The sequence below is a fragment of the Arthrobacter sp. zg-Y179 genome (genome assembly GCF_020907345.1).
Classification (GTDB): domain Bacteria; phylum Actinomycetota; class Actinomycetes; order Actinomycetales; family Micrococcaceae; genus Arthrobacter_B; species Arthrobacter_B jinronghuae.
In genome coordinates, this window is record NZ_JAJJOB010000002.1 from 194,715 (window position 1) to 213,051 (window position 18,337).

Consider the following 18,337-nt stretch of genomic DNA (forward strand, 5'->3'; position numbering starts at 1 on the left):
TCTGCCCTTTGCATATAGGTAAGTCGAAACACCGCACTTCTACAATTTGTAGAAAGTGCGGAACATCACAGCAGTGCGTTCGCCAGCGCTGCCATTCGGGTGCGGGTGTCGGCGGTGACGGCGGCCAGGCCGGTTCCGGCCAGCCAGGCTCCCACCGCTTCCAGTCCGGGCGATTCGGCCACCGCCGCGCGGACGGCGTCCACCCGGTCCTTATGCCCGACGGCGGCGGAGGGCAATGCGCCCACCCACCGGACCACGTCCCACCCGACGACGTCGTCGGCCTTGATTTCCACCTGCAGCAGGCCGGACGCGTCGGCCACGGCCTGCCGGAAGAGGTCATTGTCGGTGCGGTCCACGTGCACCGGTTCCGCGGCGGAGTCCTCCGGATTCAGTGCCCGCCCGTAGGAAAGGCGCAGTACATGGGTTCCGGGGCCGGTGGAATCGGCGAGCCACTGCCACTTGGCGGTGGCGTGCGTCATGGCCTTCGCGTCGATGCCTTCCACCTCCCGCGCTACCAGGACGCCGGTGCCGCGCGGCATGGCGTCCAGTTCCGGCAGGTCCACCACCAGGGTCACCAGGGCGACGCCGGGTCCCGGCTGCGGCCGGTAGGCCGCCACCTCGGGCAGCGCGGTAGCCAGGAGGTCAACAGCTGCGGGGCCTTCGGCGGCAACCACCACGGCGTCGGCTGCCAGTTCCTGCCCGCCGCTGCAGCGGATCCGCCATCCTTCGGCACCGCGGGTCAGGGATTCGGCACGGACGCCGGAGCGCAGGAGCGCACCGGAGGTTTCCAGATCGGAGACCAGCGCCTCGGCCAGCCGGCCCATTCCGCCGTCGAGTCCGGCCACTGCCGAACCGGCAGGTGCTGCTGCACGCATGGCACCGACGGCGGCGCCCAGGGAACCGTGCCGGGAGACGGCAGCGCGCAGGCCCGGTGCCACGGAGTCGACGTCGAGCACGTCGGGGTCGGCGGAATAGACGCCGCCGACCACCGGAGTGACGAGCCGGCGAAGCACCGCTTCGCCCATCCGCGCCCGCACCACGTCCCCCAGGCTCATGGACGGGCGGCGGGTCAGGTTACCCACCGGCAGGACCTTGTCCATGGCTGCCCGGGCTGCTCCCGCGCGGCCAAGGGCACGGACAATGTCCGGGTGCCGGGGGTCTGCGGGGATGCCGAGCAGGCCGCTGCTCGGCATCTGCTGCGCTCCCGACGGCAGGTCCTCGGCCGCCAGCTGCAGCCATGACCCGGCAGGGTTGGGCTGGACCACTGCGTCCGCCAGGCCGAGCTCCTCAACCAGGTTTGGAACGGCCGGTGACCTCGTGGCGAAGGACTCCGCTCCGCTGTCCAGCTGCACGCCGGCCACCTCGTGCCGGCCGACGCAGCCGCCGAACCGGTCCGAGGCCTCCACCACGGCCACCTGGACGCCTGCCCGCTGCAGGTCCCGGGCCGCGATGAGGCCGGAAATTCCGCCGCCTATAACGACGGCGGTGGGACCGCTGGGGGTTTCGCCGCCGGCTTTGTGAGCCGCGCTTTGAGCAGCGTTTTCAGCTTTTGCGGCTTTCTCCGGCTTTGTGAGGAAACGGTGGGGCATGCCTACGGCTCCACCGAATGAATCAGTTCAACCACCCGCGTCAGGACGCCTGCGTCGGTTTCCGGCGGCACGCCGTGGCCAAGGTTGACCACGTGGCCCGGAGCGGCTGCGCCTGCGGCAAGGACTTCGCGGACGTGTGCTTCCAGGATGTCCCACGGCGCGCTCAGCAGTGCGGGGTCAATGTTGCCCTGCAGCGGCGTCGTGCCGCCGAGGCGGCGGTTGGCTTCGTCCAGCGGCAGCCGGTAATCCACGCCGACAACATCCACGCCGACGTCGCGCATGGCCACCAGCAGCTCGGACGTGCCGGTGCCGAAATGCACCAGCGGGGCACCGAGGCCGCGCACATGGTCCAAGGCACGGGAGGAGGCAGGTGCTACGTGCTTGACGTAGTCGGCGAGGCCAAGGGAACCGGCCCAGGAGTCGAAGAGCTGGCCGGCGCTGGCGCCCGCTTCCAGTTGCGCGCGCAGGAACATTCCGGACGCATCGGCGGCCCAGGCGGTCAGCGCCTGCCAGGCATCGGGGTCAGCGTGCATCATGGTGCGCGGGCCGAGGTGGTCACGGGACGGCTTGCCCTCGACCATGTAGGCGGCCAGGGTGAACGGCGCGCCGGCGAATCCGATCAGCGGCTTGGAGCCGAGCTCGGCAACCGTCAGCCGCACGGCTTCCCGGATCGGTTCCAGCGCCTCTTCGGTCAGCCGCGGCAGGGCGGCGACGTCGGCGGCGGTACGCACCGGACTGCCCAGCACGGGTCCGACGCCGGGAACGATGTCCACGTCCACGCCGGCCAGTTTCAGCGGAATAACGATGTCGGAAAAGAAGATGCCCGCATCCACGTCGTGGCGGCGCACCGGCTGCAGGGTGATCTCCGCCGCCAGCTCGGGCCGGAGGCAGGATTCCAGCATTCCGGTCCCCTGCCTGGCTTTCAGGTACTCGGGCAGGGAACGGCCGGCCTGACGCATAAACCACACCGGGCGGCGGGCGGGGGTTCCGCCGCGGTACGCGGTGATCAGGGGGGAATCGGCCGTCCGGCCGTCCAGCAGCGGGTGCGTGGCGCTAAGAGTCATACCTTGATTCTCCCCAAAATCCGGGACAAGCCATAACCGGGCACCTCACGGCGGCCGTGGTGGCGCTTCTCACACCCCTAAAGGAGGAATTCGGGCAGTCCGATTGAAGGTATCCTCCTGGGCGTGGCTAGTATTGACCTACTGTGGTTCTACTTTCCCTCATTGCTACGCACACCGACGTAGACCTGGAGACTGTCGCCCGGCTGAGTGCCGGCGCATCCGAGGTCTCGTCTTCGCTGGTCGATTCCGGAAGCGCCGTCGCCGGCTCCGTTGTCCTCGCTACCTGCAACCGGTTGGAGGTGTATTGCGAGACCGGCTCGGATGCCGATATTGAAGCCGCCCGTTCCGCTGTTGTTGCAGAAATCAGCCGGCACTCCGGCATGAGTGAAGACCTCGTTTCCCGCTCCTTTGCCACGAACACCGGCGAGTCCGTCCCCCAGCACCTCTTCGCGGTCGGCGCGGGACTTGATTCCGCCGTCGTCGGCGAACGCGAAATCGCCGGCCAGGTCCGCCGGGCGCTCATTGAAGCCCAGGAGAGCGGAACCGCCAGCGGCGGCCTCACCCGCTTATTCCAGACCGCTTCCCGCACCGCCAAGGACGTCGGTGCCCTTACAGCCCTCGGTAAACGGGGGCTTTCCATTGTTTCGGTCGCCCTGGGGCTGGCCACGGACCTGTCCGAGAACCGCGACTGGTCAAAGAAGTCAGTGGTGGTTTTCGGCACCGGCGCCTACGCCGGCGCCACCATGGCCCTGCTCAAGGAGCGCGGCTGCACCGACATCAGCGTCTACTCCTCCTCCAACCGCGCAGAGTCCTTTGCCGCCTCCCGGGGCGGGAAGCCCCTGACCCGTTCGTCCCTGCCCAAGGCCCTGACCCGGGCCGACGTCGTCATCGGCTGCAGCGGCAGCGACAGCCAGGTCAGCGCCGAAGATGTCCGCCGTGTCCGTGCCGAAGCAGGCAAGCCGCTGATCATCATCGACCTTGCCTTGACGCACGACTTCGATCCGGCCGTCCGCGAGATCGACGGCGTCGAACTGATCACCCTGGAGTCCGTCCGGCTGGCCGCACCGGCCGAGCAGGCCGAGTCGCTGAAGCAGGCGAGCACCATTGTTGCCGATGCCGCGAAGAACTTTTCCAAGCAGCAGCTCAGCCGTGAAATGGACTCAGCCATCGTTGCCCTGCGCCGGCACACCTTGGACGTGCTGGAATCGGAGCTGGAGAAGGTCCGTGCCCAGCACGGATGCACCGGGGCCGCCCAGGAAGTGGAGTTCGCCATGCGCCGCATGGTCAAGCAGCTGCTCCACGTTCCCACCGTCCGCGCCCGGGAACTGGCCGCAAGCGGCCAGCAGGAGGACTACATCCGGGGCCTTGAAGCCCTGTACGGGATCACGGTGGAGCGCAGCGAGGCCGCAGCGCCCGCCAAGGATGCCGGTTCGCCTGCGGACGGCGCCGCCGACTCGGACGACGCCGAACCGAAGTCCGCGTAGGGCGTTTCAGTAGACCGGTTTCTCCGGTTCCACCCGGCGCACCCATTCCAGGATCCCGCCGGTGACGTTGTAGACCTCCGGATAGCCTGCACCGCGCAGATAGGCCGCGACCTCGGCGGACCGCACCCCGGATTTGCAGTGCACGTAGACCGGCCGTCCCGGCTCCGGCCGGAACTCCCCCGCCAGCACGGCGCCCCGCGGCGCCAGCCGGGCCCCGTCGATGCGGACAATGTCGTGTTCCCCCGGCTCCCGGACGTCCAAGAGCTCGAAGTCCCTGAGCCCGGCCGAGCGTTCGGCCAGCAGGTCCCGCAGCACGTCCACGTCCACTTCCGCCCCGGCGGGTACAGGCTCCGTCGGCGTAATGCCGCAGAACGCCTGGTAATCGCTTAGCTCCGTGACGGGGAGGGCCTCCGGATCCCGCCGGACCCGAAGTTCGCGCCAGCTCATCTCCAGTGCGTTGAAGACCAGGACCCGGCCCAGCAGGGTCCGGCCCGTTCCGGTGATCAGCTTGATGGCCTCATTGACCATGACGGAGCCGATCTGCGCACAGAGGACCCCGAGCACGCCCCCTTCCGCGCAGGAGGGAACGGAACCGGCCGGCGGCGCCTGCGGGAAAAGATCGCGGTAGGTGGGCCCGTGTTTGCCCCAGAAGACGCTCACCTGTCCGTCGTAGCGGAGGATCGAACCCCAGACGTACGGCTTGCCCAGGATTTCGGCGGCGTCGTTGATCAGGTAGCGGGTGGCGAAATTATCCGTGCCGTCCACAATCAGGTCGTAACCGGAAAAGATCGCCAGGACGTTGGAGTTGTCCAGCCGCTCCCGGTGCAGGACCACCTCGACCAGCGGATTCAGCTCCGCCACGGTTCGGGCTGCGGACTCCGCTTTGGGGGTACCGACGTCGGATACGCCGTGGATGACCTGGCGCTGCAGGTTGGAGACATCCACGACGTCGTCGTCGACAACGCCGAGCGTGCCCACGCCCGCCGCAGCCAGATAGAGCAGCGCCGGAGAGCCCAGCCCGCCGGCCCCCACCACCAGCACCTTCGCGTTCTTCAGCCGGCGCTGTGCCGTGGACCCGAATCCCGGGATGATGAGGTGTCGGGAGTAGCGTTCGGTTTCGTCGCGGGTAAGGTCCGCGCCGGGCGCCACCAAAGCAGGTAGTTCCCCGACCGGGACGGATGCACTTGCTAAGGTCATGAAGTCCAATCTAAGCCACAGGTATGGCGGTGGGGCCTGTCGCTTGGAATACCCGCGGGTAAACTAAGGGTCATTGTCCGTGCAGCTCAGGGCTCCGGAACTGTTGAGAGGTCCACCAGTGAGTAACCAGGCAGCCGGTAAACCGGTTCGACTCCCCCGGGAGGAACGCCGCCGGCAGCTGCTAAGCGCAGCGCAGGAAGTGTTTGTCAGCAACGGCTTCCACGGTGCAGCCATGGACGAGATCGCCGAAGCGGCGCACGTCAGCAAACCCGTGCTCTACCAGCACTTCCCCGGCAAGCGGGAGCTGTACATGGCCCTGCTGGACAACCACCTGAACACGCTGACGGAGTTCCTGCGCACCGCCTTGAACTCCACCACGGACAATAAGCTTCGGGTCCGGGAAACCATGCGGGCCTATTTCCGCTTCGTGGCGCAGGACAGCCAGGGGCACCGGATGGTTTTTGAATCCGACCTCACCAATGACGCCGAGGTCAGTGCCCGCATTGAGGAATTCAATGCCCGCTTCGCGAACAGCATTGCCGGCGTTATTGCCGAAGACACCAAGCTGTCCCACCTCGAGGCCACCCTGCTCGGCCGCGCCCTGGCCGGAATGGCGCAGGTGAGCGCCCGGTATTGGCTGGAAACCGACGGCGGCCTGGACATCGATGCGGCAAGCGAGCTGGTTTACCGTTTAGCTTGGCGCGGAATCAGCCGGTTCCCCAAGGAGATCTAGAGTAGATTTCGATCAGTTCGTAAATCGTTAATCAGGAGGCACCACGGTGGAAGTAAAAATCGGCATTCAGAATGTAGCCCGCGAAATTGTCTTCGAATCCAGCCAGAGCGCTGATGAGGTTGCCGACGCAGTGGAGCAGTCCCTCGCCAACGGCGCCCTGCTCCGGCTCAAGGACATCAAGGGCCGGCTGATCGTTGTTCCCGGTGCATCCATCGGATACGTCGAGATCGGTGCCGAGGAAGTCCGCCGCGTCGGTTTCGGCGCCCTCTAACCCGCCGCTTCCATGCTTAGCCTGATCCTGGTCACGCTGACCGCGGTTGCCGCGGGGTTCGCAGTCTGGGCTGCCGACCGCCGCCGCGCCCTATACGGCGCGCTGCTGCTCCCGGGCATTGCCGTGTGCGCGGCGCTCATCACGTGGCTGGTGCTGCGCGCAGCCGGAGTCACCTCCTTCGAAGCGGATTGGATCGGCTGGGCAGTCCCGGTGGCAGTGTCCATCGTGGCGCCGCTCGTGGCGGCCGTTCCGATCGGGCGCAGCCGCGCCAAGGCGGACACGGCGGAGACGGAACGCATCCTGCGTTTGTAGCTCCGGTAGTGCGCTGTCACCCGGAAGCGGGAACAGGACATAGAAAAGGGCGGTGCTTCGGCACCGCCCTTTCTTCATGTCCCACATGGTCCGTTCGTGGGTTACGGCGACGGGGATTACGGCACCGCATGATATGGCCGCGCCTGCGGGAGGGCAGGCGGCATCATCCTGGCCAGCTCGCGTGCGAACACGCCGGCCGCCACCCGATGTCCTTCCGGGCTCAGATGCCTTCCGTCCGGCCGCAGTCTGCCGTTCAGTCCGTACCGCGCCCACCAGTCCCCCGGGCTAAGGAAGTCGATCCCCTGTTCGGCGGCCACGGCGGCCAGCACCCCATCCACCTCGCTACGCCGTCCCGTGCCGTCACCGATGACCCCCACCATGACAATCCGGACGGACGGGTAGCTTTGCCGCAGGTCGCGGATTAGCCGGAGCGCTTCGGCACGGATGTCTGCGGCGGGATGGGCGGTGTCATTGCCGCCGCCCTGAAGCACAATCAACCGCGGCGTGCCCCACGGGAGCAGCCACTGGTGTGCTTCCAGCGCCCGGGCATATCCGTCCACTGAGCCGTGCCCTTGGACGTAACCGGTTCCGCCTGCCCCCCTGATGATCGCAGGGTACCCGGCCTGTTCCAGCCCCTGCCCCACCCAGGTATCCGGACCGGCCTGCGAGTCGCCGATCACCAGGACGGAGTCCTCCACTCCAGGAACTACGGACATCGTCCGGCCGGTCTGTGGCATATAAACCAGCGATCCGGCAGCCGGAGCCGCGGGGGGAGCTGTTTCACTGGGCCGGATCACCGCCGGCTCGGGCAGAGCTTCCGCAGAGGCAGCGCCGCCCGGTGGAAGTGCCGACGCCGTCCCGCCGGCTCCGGGGTCCGGGCGGATAGCCGGAGCCGCGGCCAGAAGCAGGAGCGCAGAAACCACTGCGGCCAGGGCACCCCGCGCCCACTTCCGTGTTGCTTTCCCCCGCAATAGATTCCCCCTGCAGCCAGTCTCCGGCCGCAGCCAGCGCTTCCGTACGGGGGAAGTGTACCGCAGGGCTAAGCCGTCAGGCCGAGGAGGCTCATCCGCTTTGAGTGGTTTCGCGTCAGCTGCGCCGTGAGCGACTTGATTTCGGCGTCGACGGCGCTCTGGCCGCCGTCGTCGAACAGCCCGCCCAGGAAGGCCCGTTCAATCAGGACCCGCTGGGCCTGGGTCAGGGCTTCGCCCACCAGCCGCCTGCCCCAGAGTGCCAGCCGCGAGGCCAGCCGCGGGTCATCCGCAAGGGCTTCCCGCAACCTGCCGAGCAGGATTTCGCCGGGCTGCTCCGTAGCCTTGAGGCCTTGGAACAGGCTGTTTGTTTCCGCATCCAGCCGGGATGCCACCGCGGAGTAGAAATCGTCGGAAATGGCGTCCGTGACGTAGAACTTCATCAGCGACTCATACCAGTCGGCCGGCCGGGTGCGGTCGTGGAACGCGTCCACCGAGGGCTGGAAGGGCCGCATGGCTTCTTCGGGGTCCACTCCCATGGCACTGAGCCGGGCGCAGATCAACTCGAAGTGCGCGTATTCATGCACGGCCAGGCGTCCGAGCGTGGCACGGTCATGCAGCGTCGGGGAAAAGCGGGCGTCGGAAGACATCCGTTCAAACGCCGACAGTTCGCCGTAGGCGATCGCGCCGAAAAGATCCGTGAGGAACCGGTGATAGGTCTCGCCGGTGTGCTGCGGGGCCGCCCCGGGAGCGGCCGGATGATCCGAATGGTGCCCGTTAGTCATACCCGCCAGCGTACCTGCCGGCGCCGCCCGAAACCGCGCCGGGCCGCCGGATGCGCAGCGATCAGCGGCTGGCAGGTAGACTGGAAAGGTAGAAACTGGATGCCCGGTCGTCTGTCGTATGAATTGTCATGTGAAGTGCATGAGAAGTGTCATTTTGTTGCTGTATTGACCAGACCCGCAAACCCTACGCGATCTTGAATTATCGGCCGCCGCCGTGGCCAATGGAGCACAGGCGGCCCGCAGTTGTTAGCCCGCGATCGGCTTCCGCTGGACGCACCGCGTGCGTGCCATCCGCTCCGTAATGGGCTGTAACAGCCACTCGTCGAGCCTGGCGCCCCCGCGCTGCCTAAACTGAACGGTATTTAATTGAACACTGAACTTTCCCAGGTTGATGACGATCGTCACCTCACTGCCGATGACAGCACCGAAGAACTGACCGTCGCGGATACCCTGGCCGTCAAGGCCCGGGCCGAGGAAATCCCCGAACTGACCTTCGCCGATTTCGGTGTCCGGTCGGACATCGTCGAGTCCCTCGCCGACGCCGGCATCACGCATCCCTTCCCCATCCAGTCGATGACCCTGCCCGTTGCCCTCAGCGGCCACGACATCATCGGCCAGGCGAAGACCGGCACCGGCAAGACGCTCGGCTTCGGTATTCCCGCGCTGCAGCGCGTGGTGGGCCCGGAGGACAAGGGCTACGCCGAACTCGCCGTCCCGGGCGCACCGCAGGCCCTGATCGTGGTGCCCACCCGTGAACTGGCCGTCCAGGTGGCGGGCGACCTCACCACCGCTGCCCGCCGGCGCGGTGCCCGCATCGTCACCATCTACGGCGGCCGTGCCTACGAGCCGCAGACGGAGGCGCTGGCTGCCGGCGTCGAAATCGTGGTCGGCACCCCGGGCCGCCTGATCGACCTCTACAACAAGAAGCACCTCTCGCTGAAGAACGTGCGGCTTGTGGTTCTTGACGAGGCCGACGAGATGCTGGACCTCGGCTTCCTGCCCGACGTCGAAACGCTGATGGCGGCCACGCCTGCCGTGCGCCAGACCCTGCTGTTCTCGGCCACCATGCCCGGCGCCGTCGTTTCCATGGCCCGCCGCTACATGACCAAGCCCACCCACATCCGGGCTGCGGATCCCGACGACGAAGGCCTGACCAAGAAGGACATCCGCCAGGTGGTCTACCGGGCCCACAACCTCGATAAGAGCGAAGTGGTTTCCCGTATCCTGCAGTCACGCGGCCGCGGCCGCACCATCATCTTCACCAAGACCAAGCGCACTGCCGCCAAGCTGTCCGAAGAACTCGTGGACCGCGGCTTCGCCGTCGCCGCCATGCACGGCGACCTCGGCCAGGGCGCCCGCGAGCAGGCCATGCGCGCTTTCCGCAACGAAAAGGTGGATGTGCTGGTGGCCACCGACGTCGCCGCGCGCGGCATCGACGTCGACGACGTCACCCACGTGATCAACTACCAGTGCCCCGAAGACGAAAAGACCTACCTGCACCGCGTTGGCCGCACCGGCCGCGCCGGCAACAAGGGCACCGCAGTGACGTTCGTTGACTGGGACGATGTCCCCCGCTGGGGCCTGATCAACAAGGCCCTGGGCCTGGACCAGGCGGAGCCGGTGGAAACCTATTCCTCTTCACCGCACCTTTACACGGACCTCGACATCCCCGAAGGCACCAAGGGACGCCTGCCGCGCAACAAGCGCACCCATGCAGGCATTGATGCCGAAAAGATCGAGGACCTCGGCGAAACCGGTAAATCCGGCGGCCGCAGCAGCTCCTCCAGCCGCGAAGGCAACCGCTCCGGTTCCGACCGGAGTGCCGGGTCGCGCGGCGCCAACTCCCGCGGCGGAGCACGGGACGGATCGCGGCGCAGCAGCGCCCGCTCCGGCGAGGCACGGACCGGCGACGCACGGACCGCTGAATCCCGCCCGGCTGAAACCCGGACCGCGGCACCTGCCGCGGACGGCGCAGCCACGGAGCGTCCGCGCCGCAGCCGGACCCGCCGCCGCAACGGCGAGGTTGTTCCCAAGACCGGCCCGGCCGCCGAATAGCGCCGACGTAGGCCTGCATGAGCACCCCTTTGTGGACGTCTGACGGCGGGTCGCTGGTGGTACACGCGGATAACGCGGAGTTCCTCCCGACCCTGCCGGACGGCTCCTTCACCATGATTTACGTGGACCCGCCCTTCAACACCGGGCGGTCCCAGCGCCGGCAGCAGACCACCATGGTCCGCAGCGCCGACGGCAGCGGCGACCGGATCGGCTTCAAGGGCCGCAGCTACAGCACGGTCAAAGGCCTGCTCTCCAGCTATGACGACGCGTTCGAGGACTACTGGGCATTCCTGGAACCCCGGCTCGCGCAGGCCTGGCGCCTGCTGGCCGACGACGGCACCCTGTACGTGCACCTGGATTACCGCGAGGTGCACTACGCGAAGGTCATGCTGGACGCCCTGTTCGGCCGGGACTGCTTCCTGAACGAAATCATCTGGGCCTACGACTACGGCGGCCGGGCAAAGAACCGGTGGCCGGCCAAGCATGACAACATCCTGGTCTATGTAAAGAACCCGGACGCGTACCATTTCGACAACGCAGAAGTGGACCGGGAACCGTACATGGCTCCGGGCCTGGTGACGCCCGAAAAGGTGGCACTGGGCAAGCTGCCCACCGACGTCTGGTGGCACACCATTGTTTCCCCCACCGGCCGGGAAAAGACCGGCTATCCCACCCAGAAACCCGAGGGTCTGCTTCGGCGTGCCGTTGCTGCCAGCAGCCGCGAGGGCGACTGGGTCCTGGATTTCTTTGCCGGATCCGGAACGCTGGGCGCCGTTGCGGCCAAGCTGGGCCGGAAATTTGTCTGCGTGGACGCCAATCCGCAGGCGATCGAGGTTATGGCCCGGCGGCTGGGTTCCGCGGCCACCGTGGTCTCCGCCGAAACGGGTTCGCCGCTTCCCGCTGCCGGTACCTAGGCCCTGCTTTCGGAGCGGGCCGTCCCGTGCCGGCTGGCACGTCAGCGGCCGTGCGGGTCCGCCGCCTCGCGCGGCGGCCCGCCCCTACCGCGGCAGGGGACCGACGACGGCGGCACCGGTTCCGAGCGCGGCGATGCGTTCCAGCACTGCCGGTTCCGTGGTGAACTCGCCCAGGAGGTTCGGTTTCCCGGTCCCGTGGTAGTCGCTGGAGCCGGTGACCAGCAGGTCATTGTCCTTCGCCAGCCTGCGCAGCCATTCCCTGCCCTGCTCGGGATTGTCCCGGTGGTTGACTTCCACGCCCAGCAGCCCGGCGTCGATCATTTCGGTGAAGGTCTCCTCCCCCACCACCCGGCCGCGGGAGGACGCCACCGGGTGCGCGAAGACGGGGACTCCGCCGGCCTGCCGGACCAGTTCCACTGCCCGTGCCGGGTCCGGCGCGTAATGCGCCACGAAGTACGGCGACCGCGCGGTCAGGATGCCGCTGAAGGCCGCCGACCGGTTCGGGACCACTCCGGCAGCTACCAGTGCGTCGGCAATGTGCGGCCGTCCGATGGTTGCTCCCGGGGCCACCTGCTCCTGCACCGAGTCCCAGTCGATGGGGAAATCCTCCGCCAACCGCTGCACCATCAGTTCTGCCCGGGTAACCCGGGCTGCGCGGGACCGGGCGATCTCCTCGAGCAGTCCCGGATGGGCCGGATCGTGCAGGTAGGACAGCACGTGGACGCTGATCCCCTCGCTGCTGCGGCAGGACACCTCCATGCCCGGAACGAAGGTGATGCCGTGCTCCTGCGCGGCAGCGGCGGCGTCGGCCCAGCCCGCCGTCGTATCGTGATCGGTCAGTGCAATGGCGTCCAGCCCGGCCTTCGCAGCGGAGGCGATAACGTCTGCCGGCTGCTCGGTGCCATCGGAGACGCAGGAGTGGGTGTGCAGGTCAATTCTCACGCTTTCAATCTACGCCCCCGGGCGGCATATGCCCGTCCGATGGGGCCGGAGGGGAAAGGCCAGGTATCGGCGGGGTGTTTTGCCCCTTCCGGCCGCAGTGAGACGATGGAGTGGTGACTACTGAAGCGAATTCGACGACATCCCTGCCCGAGCCCTCCGAAGGCCAGCCGCTCGAAGACCGGGTCAACAACCGGTCCCAGCGGCCCTCCTCGGAAGCCTTCAAGAAGTTCATGACCTCCGGCTGGGCCGCGGAATCCAGCGAACTGCCCGAACCCGACGCCGTCGCGCCGTTCGCCGCGCGCCGCCGCCGCGCCCTCTCCGAGCGCTTCCCCGGGGAACGGCTGGTTATCCCGGCCGGCCCGCTGAAGGTCCGCTCGAATGACACCGATTACCGTTTCCGTCCGCACTCCGGCTTTGCGCACCTGACCGGCCTCGGCGTGGACCGCGAACCGGATGCCGTGCTCGTGATGGAACCCACCGAACCCGGTGCGGGAGACGACGGCGGCAACCACACCGCCGTGCTGTATTTCCGCCCGCTCGCCGGCACGGACAGCGACGAGTTCTACTCCAACGCACGCTACGGCTCCTTCTGGATCGGTGACCGGCTGGGCCTGGCGGAGATCAGCGCGCTGATCGGCCTGCCCACCCGGCACCTCGACGAGGCAGAAACTGCCATCACCAACAACGTCGGAGACCCGCAGTTCGGGGGCATCTCGGTGCGGCTGCTGCGCAGTGTCGACGAAATGGTCGATGCGCTGGTGGATACCGTCCGCTACAACACCGCCCTGGACCCGGAAAACGCCGACCTCAGCGCGCTCGACGCCCTCGACGGCGAACTGACCGAAGCCCTGTCCGAACTCCGCCTGATCAAGGATGAATGGGAGATCGAGCAGATGAAGGCAGCCGTGGCCGCCACGGTCAACGGCTTCACCGAAGTGGTCAAGGAACTGCCCCGCGCCATTTCCCACCCCCGCGGCGAACGCGTCGTCGAAGGCGCGTTCTTTGCCCGGGCACGGGAAGAGGGCAACGACCTGGGCTACGACACCATTGCCGCCTCCGGCAACAACGCCACTGTCCTGCACTGGATCCGCAACAACGGCGCCGTCCACGCCGGGGACCTGCTGCTGCTGGACGGCGGCGTGGAGGCCGAAAGCCTGTACACCGCCGACATCACCCGCACCCTGCCCGTCAACGGAACCTACACAGAGGTCCAGCGCCGGGTGTACCAGGCAGTACTTGACGCCGCCGACGCCGGATTCGAAGCCGCCATGCCGGGCGCCAAGTTCCGCGACGTCCACGCAGCAGCCGTAAAGGTCCTGGCCGAAAACCTGGACAGCTGGGGCCTGCTGCCCGTGCCGCTCGAGGAAGCGCTGTCCCCCGAAGGCCAGCAGCACCGCCGGTGGATGCCGCACGGCGTCAGCCACCACCTGGGCATGGACGTGCACGACTGCGCGCAGGCCCGGGCAGAGCTGTACCTGGACGGAACCATCACCGAGGGCATGGTCTTCACCATCGAACCGGGTCTCTACTTCAAGGACACCGACCTGTCCGTGCCCGAGGAATACCGCGGCATCGGCGTGCGGCTTGAGGACGACGTCCTCATCACCGCCGACGGCCCCGTGAACCTCAGCGACGCCCTGCCGCGTAACCCGGGCGACGTCGAAGACTGGATGGCCGGCATCTACGCCGCGGAGTAACCTCCGGTTTAGGCAAAAAAGGTCCGCATCCTCGAAAGGACGCGGACCTTTTTGCGTACCCCCCGACCGCATGGACATACTCCTGCGGTTTGTCGGAATCCCTGCGGTGTGTCCGGATCCCCTCGCCGCGCGGCGCAGGGAACCGGACAAACCGAGGGGCTTTACCCGATCCGAAGGGAAGGCACGAAAAAGGCCCGCACCCCTGGGGGTGCGGGCCTCATGCGATACGCCGGGAGACCTACTGGCGGGGCTGCTCCGGCTGGTCTGAACCCTGCGGAGAACCTGAATCCTGTTCCGTTGCTGCGGGTTGCGCAGAATCAGGCTGCGCGGCTGGCTGCGCCGGACGGCGGACACCGTACTGCGGGCGGCCGTCCGGAAGGTCGGGGAACTGGCCGCGCGGCGTCGCCGGCTTGGCTGCGGCGTCTGCCCCTGCAGGCACCTGCCGCCCGGCATCAGCCGGGGACTGCCCTGCCGGATCGGAGTCCGGAGCGGGCTGGCCGTAGGGGTTGGCCCAGCCGGAGGGCCGGTCCGGTGCCTGCGGTCCGCCTGCGGGCGGGCGCAGCGGCTCCTGGCGCTGGCCGGCCGGTGCCTGCGGGTGCCCTGCCTGTCCGACCATCGGCAGCCGGTGCAGCAGCTGCCGGGCGTCGTTGGCCGCCTCGGGGGCCACAATGACGTCGTAGCTGGTGGCAATCACCTGGCTGGTGGAGGTGAAGTCCCTGCGCCCGCGCTGCAGTGCATAGGCCAGGACCCCGAAGAGAACCCAGAACACGGCGCCCAGGGCCATGGACGGAAGCAACGAAACGGCTGCCGCGCTGCCCCCGAACAGCATCAGGGCAAGCCCGACGAAGAGGCCGAACCAGGCGCCGGTGGCTGCACTGGAGAGCGCCACCCGCGGGTAGGTCAGGCGGCCCGTCACGCGTTCAACGGACTTGAGCTCATTCCCGACAATCGAGACCAGCTGGACCGGGAACTTGCTGTCGGCAAGGTAGTCCACGGCCTTCTGGGCGTCGAGGTAGGCCGTGTAGCGGCCCACCGTTTCACCCTTGGGCAAGCTGCGGCCCGCATCACGCGGAGGGGTGGCACCAAATAGGTTCGACATTGCTCCATTCTCGCGCATACCTGCCCCGGACGGTGAACGTATCGCTCGCAGTGAACGGACTCACCTCCCTCGTACCACGTGATACCGCGTTACCGGCGGGCACAAAGTAGCCTTATAAGGTGAGTACAAATCCAACCCGAGTCTTTATTGCGCGCCTGCTCGGCCTTGACGTCTTCGACCCGCTGGGCGACCGTCTAGGCCGGCTGCGCGATGCGGTCGTACTGGACCGCGGGCCGGGCCTCCCGCCCCAGGCCGTGGGCATCGTCGTGGAGGTTCCCGGCAAGAAGCGGGTCTTCGTCCCCCTCACCCGCATCACCTCCATGGACCCGGGGCAGATCATCTGCACCGGCCTGGTCAACCTGCGCCGCTTCGAACAGCGCGGCGCAGAGATGCTGGTGGTCGCGGAACTCTTCGACCGCCGGGTACAGATGCGCGACGGCAGCGGTGAAGCCACCATTGAAGACATCGCCATTGAGCAGAACCGCGCCGGCGACTGGTACGTCTCCAACCTCTTCGTCCGCCGCGGCGGCTCGGCCTCCCGGCTGCGGTCCCTGCGCCGGCGCGGAGAACAGATGATCCTTGACTGGAAGGACATTGCCCACTGGGACGCCACCGGCCCGCAGGCCGCCACGTCCTTCGTCGCCCAGAATGACGACCTCAAGGCAGCCGACTTTGCCGATGCCCTGCATGAGATGAGCGGCAAACGCCGGATCGAAGTGGCCAGTGAGCTGCAGGACGAACGCCTCGCCGACGTCCTGCAGGAACTTCCCGACGATGACCAGGTCCAGATCCTGCAGTCCCTGGACGTGGAACGCGCCGCCGACGTGCTGGAGGAAATGGACCCCGACGACGCCGCGGACCTCCTCAACGAACTGCCCGAAGAGCAGAAGGAAGAGCTCCTTGCCCTGATGGAGCCGGAGGACGCCCGCGACGTCCGGCGCCTGCTGAACTACGAGGAAGACACCGCCGGGTCGCTGATGACCCCCGTGCCGGTCATCCTTCCGCCCGAGGCCACCGTGGCGGAGGCGCTGGCACACGTGCGCCGCGAAGAGCTCACCCCCGCCCTTGCCTCTTCCATCTACGTCTGCCGGCCGCCGCTGGAAACCCCCACGGGGAAGTACCTCGGTGTTGTGCACATCCAGCAGCTGCTGCGCTCGGCACCGCCCGAGGCACTGGGCAACATCCTGGACACGGACCTGGAACCGGTTCGCGACTACGCCAGCATCAGCGAAGTATCGCGGATGCTGGCCACCTATAACTTGAACTCACTGCCGGTAATCAACGACGCCGGACGCCTGGTGGGTGCGGTCACGGTGGACGATGTGTTGGACCACCTGCTGCCGGACGACTGGCGCATCTCCGACGAAACCGGCCCCATAACGCAGCAGGGAAGGACAAATGGCTGAAAAGATCAAGTCAACAACCACCGGCCTCGACACTCCCCGCTCTGCACGGACCCGATGGCTGCCGCGGCTCTCCCCGAACCCCGACGCCTTTGGCCATGCCACGGAGAACTTCGCCCGGTTCATGGGCACCCCGCAGTTCCTGGTCTACATGACGGTCTTTTGCCTCGTCTGGCTGGCCTGGAACACCTGGGGACCGGAATCCGCCCGCTTTGACAGCGCCGCCCTGGGCTTCACCGTCCTGACGCTCATGCTGTCGCTGCAGGCCTCCTACGCCGCTCCCCTGCTGCTGCTGGCACAGAACCGGCAGGATGACCGGGACCGCGTCTCCGTCCGGCAGGACCGCGAACGCGCCGAGCGCAACCTTATGGATACCGAATACCTCACCCGGGAAATCGCCGAACTACGGATTGCCCTGCGTGAGGTTGCCACCCGCGACTATGTCCGCTCCGAAATCCGCGGGCTGCTGGAGGAACTCCTCGAGGCCAATGACGACCGCGAGGACGGCGGGGCGCGGCGCCGCCGCCGCAGTCCGGAGGGCACCGACAGCATGCCGAAACTGAATCCCGGCGGGAGGGAACGCTAAAGCCGTGCCAGAATCCGAACCAGCTTCCGCATTGGAAGCGCAGGTCCTCCGTGCCCTGGACACTGTCCAGGACCCGGAACTGCGCCGGCCCATCACAGAACTCGGGATGCTCAAGGACGTACGGCTCGATGCCGAGGGCGGCGTGGTGGTCGACGTACTGCTCACGATTGCCGGCTGTCCGCTGCGGGAGACCATTACGGCCGACGTCGAACGCGCGCTTGCCGCGGTGCCCGGAGTCAACACGGTGGGCGTGAACCTGGACGTGATGACTCCCGAGCAGCGCAACGCGCTCAAGGACCGGCTGCGCGGCGGCGACCCGGTGCGGACCATCCCCTTCAACCGACCCGATTCGCTGACCCGCGTGTATGCGGTGGCCAGCGGCAAGGGCGGCGTGGGCAAGTCCAGCGTCACCGTCAACCTCGCGGCGGCCATGGCCTCGCTCGGGCTGCGGGTGGGAATTGTCGACGCCGACGTCCACGGATTCTCCGTTCCCGGCCTCCTCGGAATCACCCGGCCGCCCACCCGCGTGGATGAGATGATCCTGCCGCCGGTGGCCTACGGCATCAAGACCATCTCGATCGGTATGTTCGTGGACGGCAACCAGCCGGTGGCCTGGCGCGGACCCATGCTGCACCGTGCCCTGGAGCAGTTCCTGACCGACGTGTACTTCGGGGACCTGGACGTCCTCTTCCTGGACCTGCCTCCCGGTACCGGAGATATCGCCATTTCAGTAGGACAGCTCCTGCCGGGGTCGGAGATCCTGCTGGTCACCACACCGCAGAGCGCCGCGGCGGACGTTGCCGAACGCGCCGGCAGCGTTGCCCGGCAGACCGGACAGAAGGTTGCCGGCGTGATCGAGAACATGTCCTGGCTCGCGCTGCCCGGCGGCGAACGTCTGGAGGTCTTCGGCTCGGGCGGCGGTGCCGCGGTGTCCGGCCGGCTGGGCGACACCCTGGGCTATCCGGTTCCGCTGCTGGGCAGCATCCCGCTCGATGTTGCCCTCCGCGAAGGAGGCGACGGCGGCCTGCCGGTAGTCCTGGCCGACGCTGCCGCCACGGTGGCGGATACAGGTGCGGTCAGTGCTGCTGACGGCGCTGTCGGCACTGAGGGAACCCCCCGGGAGGACGCAGAAACGGCGGCAGCAGAACTGCGGCGGATTGCCCGGGAGCTGGCACACCGGCCGCGCGGCCTTGCCGGACGCAGCCTCGGGGTCAGCCCGGTCTAGGCAGCACGCGGCG

17 protein-coding genes are annotated in these 18,337 nt (G+C 67.5%); 10 read left to right on the forward strand and 7 right to left on the reverse strand.

Annotation, left to right across the window (positions count from 1 at the left end; translation table 11 throughout):
* Positions 1-65: 65 nt before the first annotated feature.
* A complete protein-coding gene (gene hemG, locus LOC56_RS01245; RefSeq protein WP_229949771.1) occupies positions 66-1,589 on the reverse strand; it encodes a protoporphyrinogen oxidase in 1,524 nt (507 codons plus the stop codon).
* A 2-nt stretch (positions 1,590-1,591) separates the two neighbouring features.
* Positions 1,592-2,653, reverse strand: coding sequence for a uroporphyrinogen decarboxylase (gene hemE / locus LOC56_RS01250; protein ID WP_229949775.1), 1,062 nt, complete (start codon positions 2,651-2,653; stop codon positions 1,592-1,594).
* Positions 2,654-2,796: 143 nt separating this feature from the next.
* Here hemE and LOC56_RS01255 point away from each other — a divergent pair, with 143 nt between their 5' ends.
* Positions 2,797-4,137, forward strand: a complete 1,341-nt coding sequence (locus tag LOC56_RS01255) for a glutamyl-tRNA reductase (RefSeq protein WP_229949777.1) — start codon at positions 2,797-2,799, stop codon at positions 4,135-4,137.
* A gap of 6 nt (positions 4,138-4,143) precedes the next feature.
* On the opposite strand, the gene moeB is transcribed toward LOC56_RS01255, so the two are convergent.
* The gene (moeB, locus tag LOC56_RS01260; RefSeq protein ID WP_229949778.1) at positions 4,144-5,334 is read right to left on the reverse strand and encodes a molybdopterin-synthase adenylyltransferase MoeB; all 1,191 of its coding nucleotides are present in this window, start codon (positions 5,332-5,334) and stop codon (positions 4,144-4,146) included.
* 118 nt (positions 5,335-5,452) lie between these two features.
* Between moeB and LOC56_RS01265 the strand changes: the two genes are divergently transcribed.
* From LOC56_RS01265 to LOC56_RS01275, 3 genes are read left to right on the forward strand one after another with little or no spacing between them, the layout of a single operon-like run.
* Positions 5,453-6,067 (forward strand): TetR/AcrR family transcriptional regulator, encoded by a 615-nt coding sequence (locus LOC56_RS01265; RefSeq protein ID WP_229949779.1) that lies wholly within the window; start codon positions 5,453-5,455, stop codon positions 6,065-6,067.
* Between the two features lie 46 nt (positions 6,068-6,113).
* On the forward strand, positions 6,114-6,338 hold the full coding sequence (locus LOC56_RS01270; RefSeq protein WP_227918419.1) for a DUF3107 domain-containing protein: 225 nt from the start codon (positions 6,114-6,116) through the stop codon (positions 6,336-6,338).
* Positions 6,339-6,350: 12 nt separating this feature from the next.
* The gene (locus tag LOC56_RS01275) at positions 6,351-6,650 is read left to right on the forward strand and encodes a hypothetical protein (protein ID WP_229949780.1); all 300 of its coding nucleotides are present in this window, start codon (positions 6,351-6,353) and stop codon (positions 6,648-6,650) included.
* A 116-nt stretch (positions 6,651-6,766) separates the two neighbouring features.
* Here the strand turns inward: LOC56_RS01275 and LOC56_RS01280 are convergent, their stop codons facing one another.
* A complete protein-coding gene (locus LOC56_RS01280; RefSeq protein WP_229949781.1) occupies positions 6,767-7,366 on the reverse strand; it encodes an SGNH/GDSL hydrolase family protein in 600 nt (199 codons plus the stop codon).
* Positions 7,367-7,689: 323 nt separating this feature from the next.
* A complete protein-coding gene (locus tag LOC56_RS01285; protein ID WP_229949783.1) occupies positions 7,690-8,403 on the reverse strand; it encodes a ferritin-like fold-containing protein in 714 nt (237 codons plus the stop codon).
* Positions 8,404-8,769: 366 nt separating this feature from the next.
* On the opposite strand from LOC56_RS01285, the gene LOC56_RS01290 reads away from it, so the two are divergent.
* Both LOC56_RS01290 and LOC56_RS01295 read left to right on the forward strand, forming a co-directional pair.
* The gene (locus tag LOC56_RS01290) at positions 8,770-10,458 is read left to right on the forward strand and encodes a DEAD/DEAH box helicase (RefSeq protein ID WP_442860037.1); all 1,689 of its coding nucleotides are present in this window, start codon (positions 8,770-8,772) and stop codon (positions 10,456-10,458) included.
* Positions 10,459-10,475: 17 nt separating this feature from the next.
* On the forward strand, positions 10,476-11,372 hold the full coding sequence (locus LOC56_RS01295; protein WP_227918422.1) for a DNA-methyltransferase: 897 nt from the start codon (positions 10,476-10,478) through the stop codon (positions 11,370-11,372).
* 84 nt (positions 11,373-11,456) lie between these two features.
* Here LOC56_RS01295 and LOC56_RS01300 read toward each other — a convergent pair whose 3' ends face one another.
* A complete protein-coding gene (locus LOC56_RS01300; RefSeq protein WP_229949784.1) occupies positions 11,457-12,314 on the reverse strand; it encodes a PHP domain-containing protein in 858 nt (285 codons plus the stop codon).
* A 113-nt stretch (positions 12,315-12,427) separates the two neighbouring features.
* Between LOC56_RS01300 and LOC56_RS01305 the strand changes: the two genes are divergently transcribed.
* A complete protein-coding gene (locus LOC56_RS01305) occupies positions 12,428-14,011 on the forward strand; it encodes an aminopeptidase P family protein (protein WP_229949786.1) in 1,584 nt (527 codons plus the stop codon).
* Between the two features lie 238 nt (positions 14,012-14,249).
* Here the strand turns inward: LOC56_RS01305 and LOC56_RS01310 are convergent, their stop codons facing one another.
* Complete coding sequence (locus LOC56_RS01310; RefSeq protein ID WP_229949788.1) at positions 14,250-15,110, reverse strand: general stress protein; 861 nt, start codon at positions 15,108-15,110, stop codon at positions 14,250-14,252.
* Between the two features lie 119 nt (positions 15,111-15,229).
* On the opposite strand from LOC56_RS01310, the gene LOC56_RS01315 reads away from it, so the two are divergent.
* Genes LOC56_RS01315 through LOC56_RS01325 form a run of 3 tightly spaced genes read left to right on the forward strand, consistent with a single transcriptional unit; the run spans position 15,230 to position 18,324 of the window.
* On the forward strand, positions 15,230-16,516 hold the full coding sequence (locus tag LOC56_RS01315; RefSeq protein ID WP_229949789.1) for a magnesium transporter: 1,287 nt from the start codon (positions 15,230-15,232) through the stop codon (positions 16,514-16,516).
* Positions 16,509-17,099: a DUF1003 domain-containing protein gene (locus LOC56_RS01320; RefSeq protein WP_229949791.1), complete on the forward strand. Its 591-nt coding sequence runs from the start codon at positions 16,509-16,511 to the stop codon at positions 17,097-17,099. The genes LOC56_RS01315 and LOC56_RS01320 overlap by 8 nt, the downstream gene beginning before the upstream one ends.
* 4 nt (positions 17,100-17,103) lie before the next feature.
* Positions 17,104-18,324 carry an Mrp/NBP35 family ATP-binding protein gene (locus LOC56_RS01325; RefSeq protein ID WP_229949793.1) on the forward strand — a complete coding sequence of 407 codons (1,221 nt, stop codon included), beginning with the start codon at positions 17,104-17,106 and terminating at the stop codon, positions 18,322-18,324.
* Positions 18,325-18,337 lie beyond the last annotated feature (13 nt).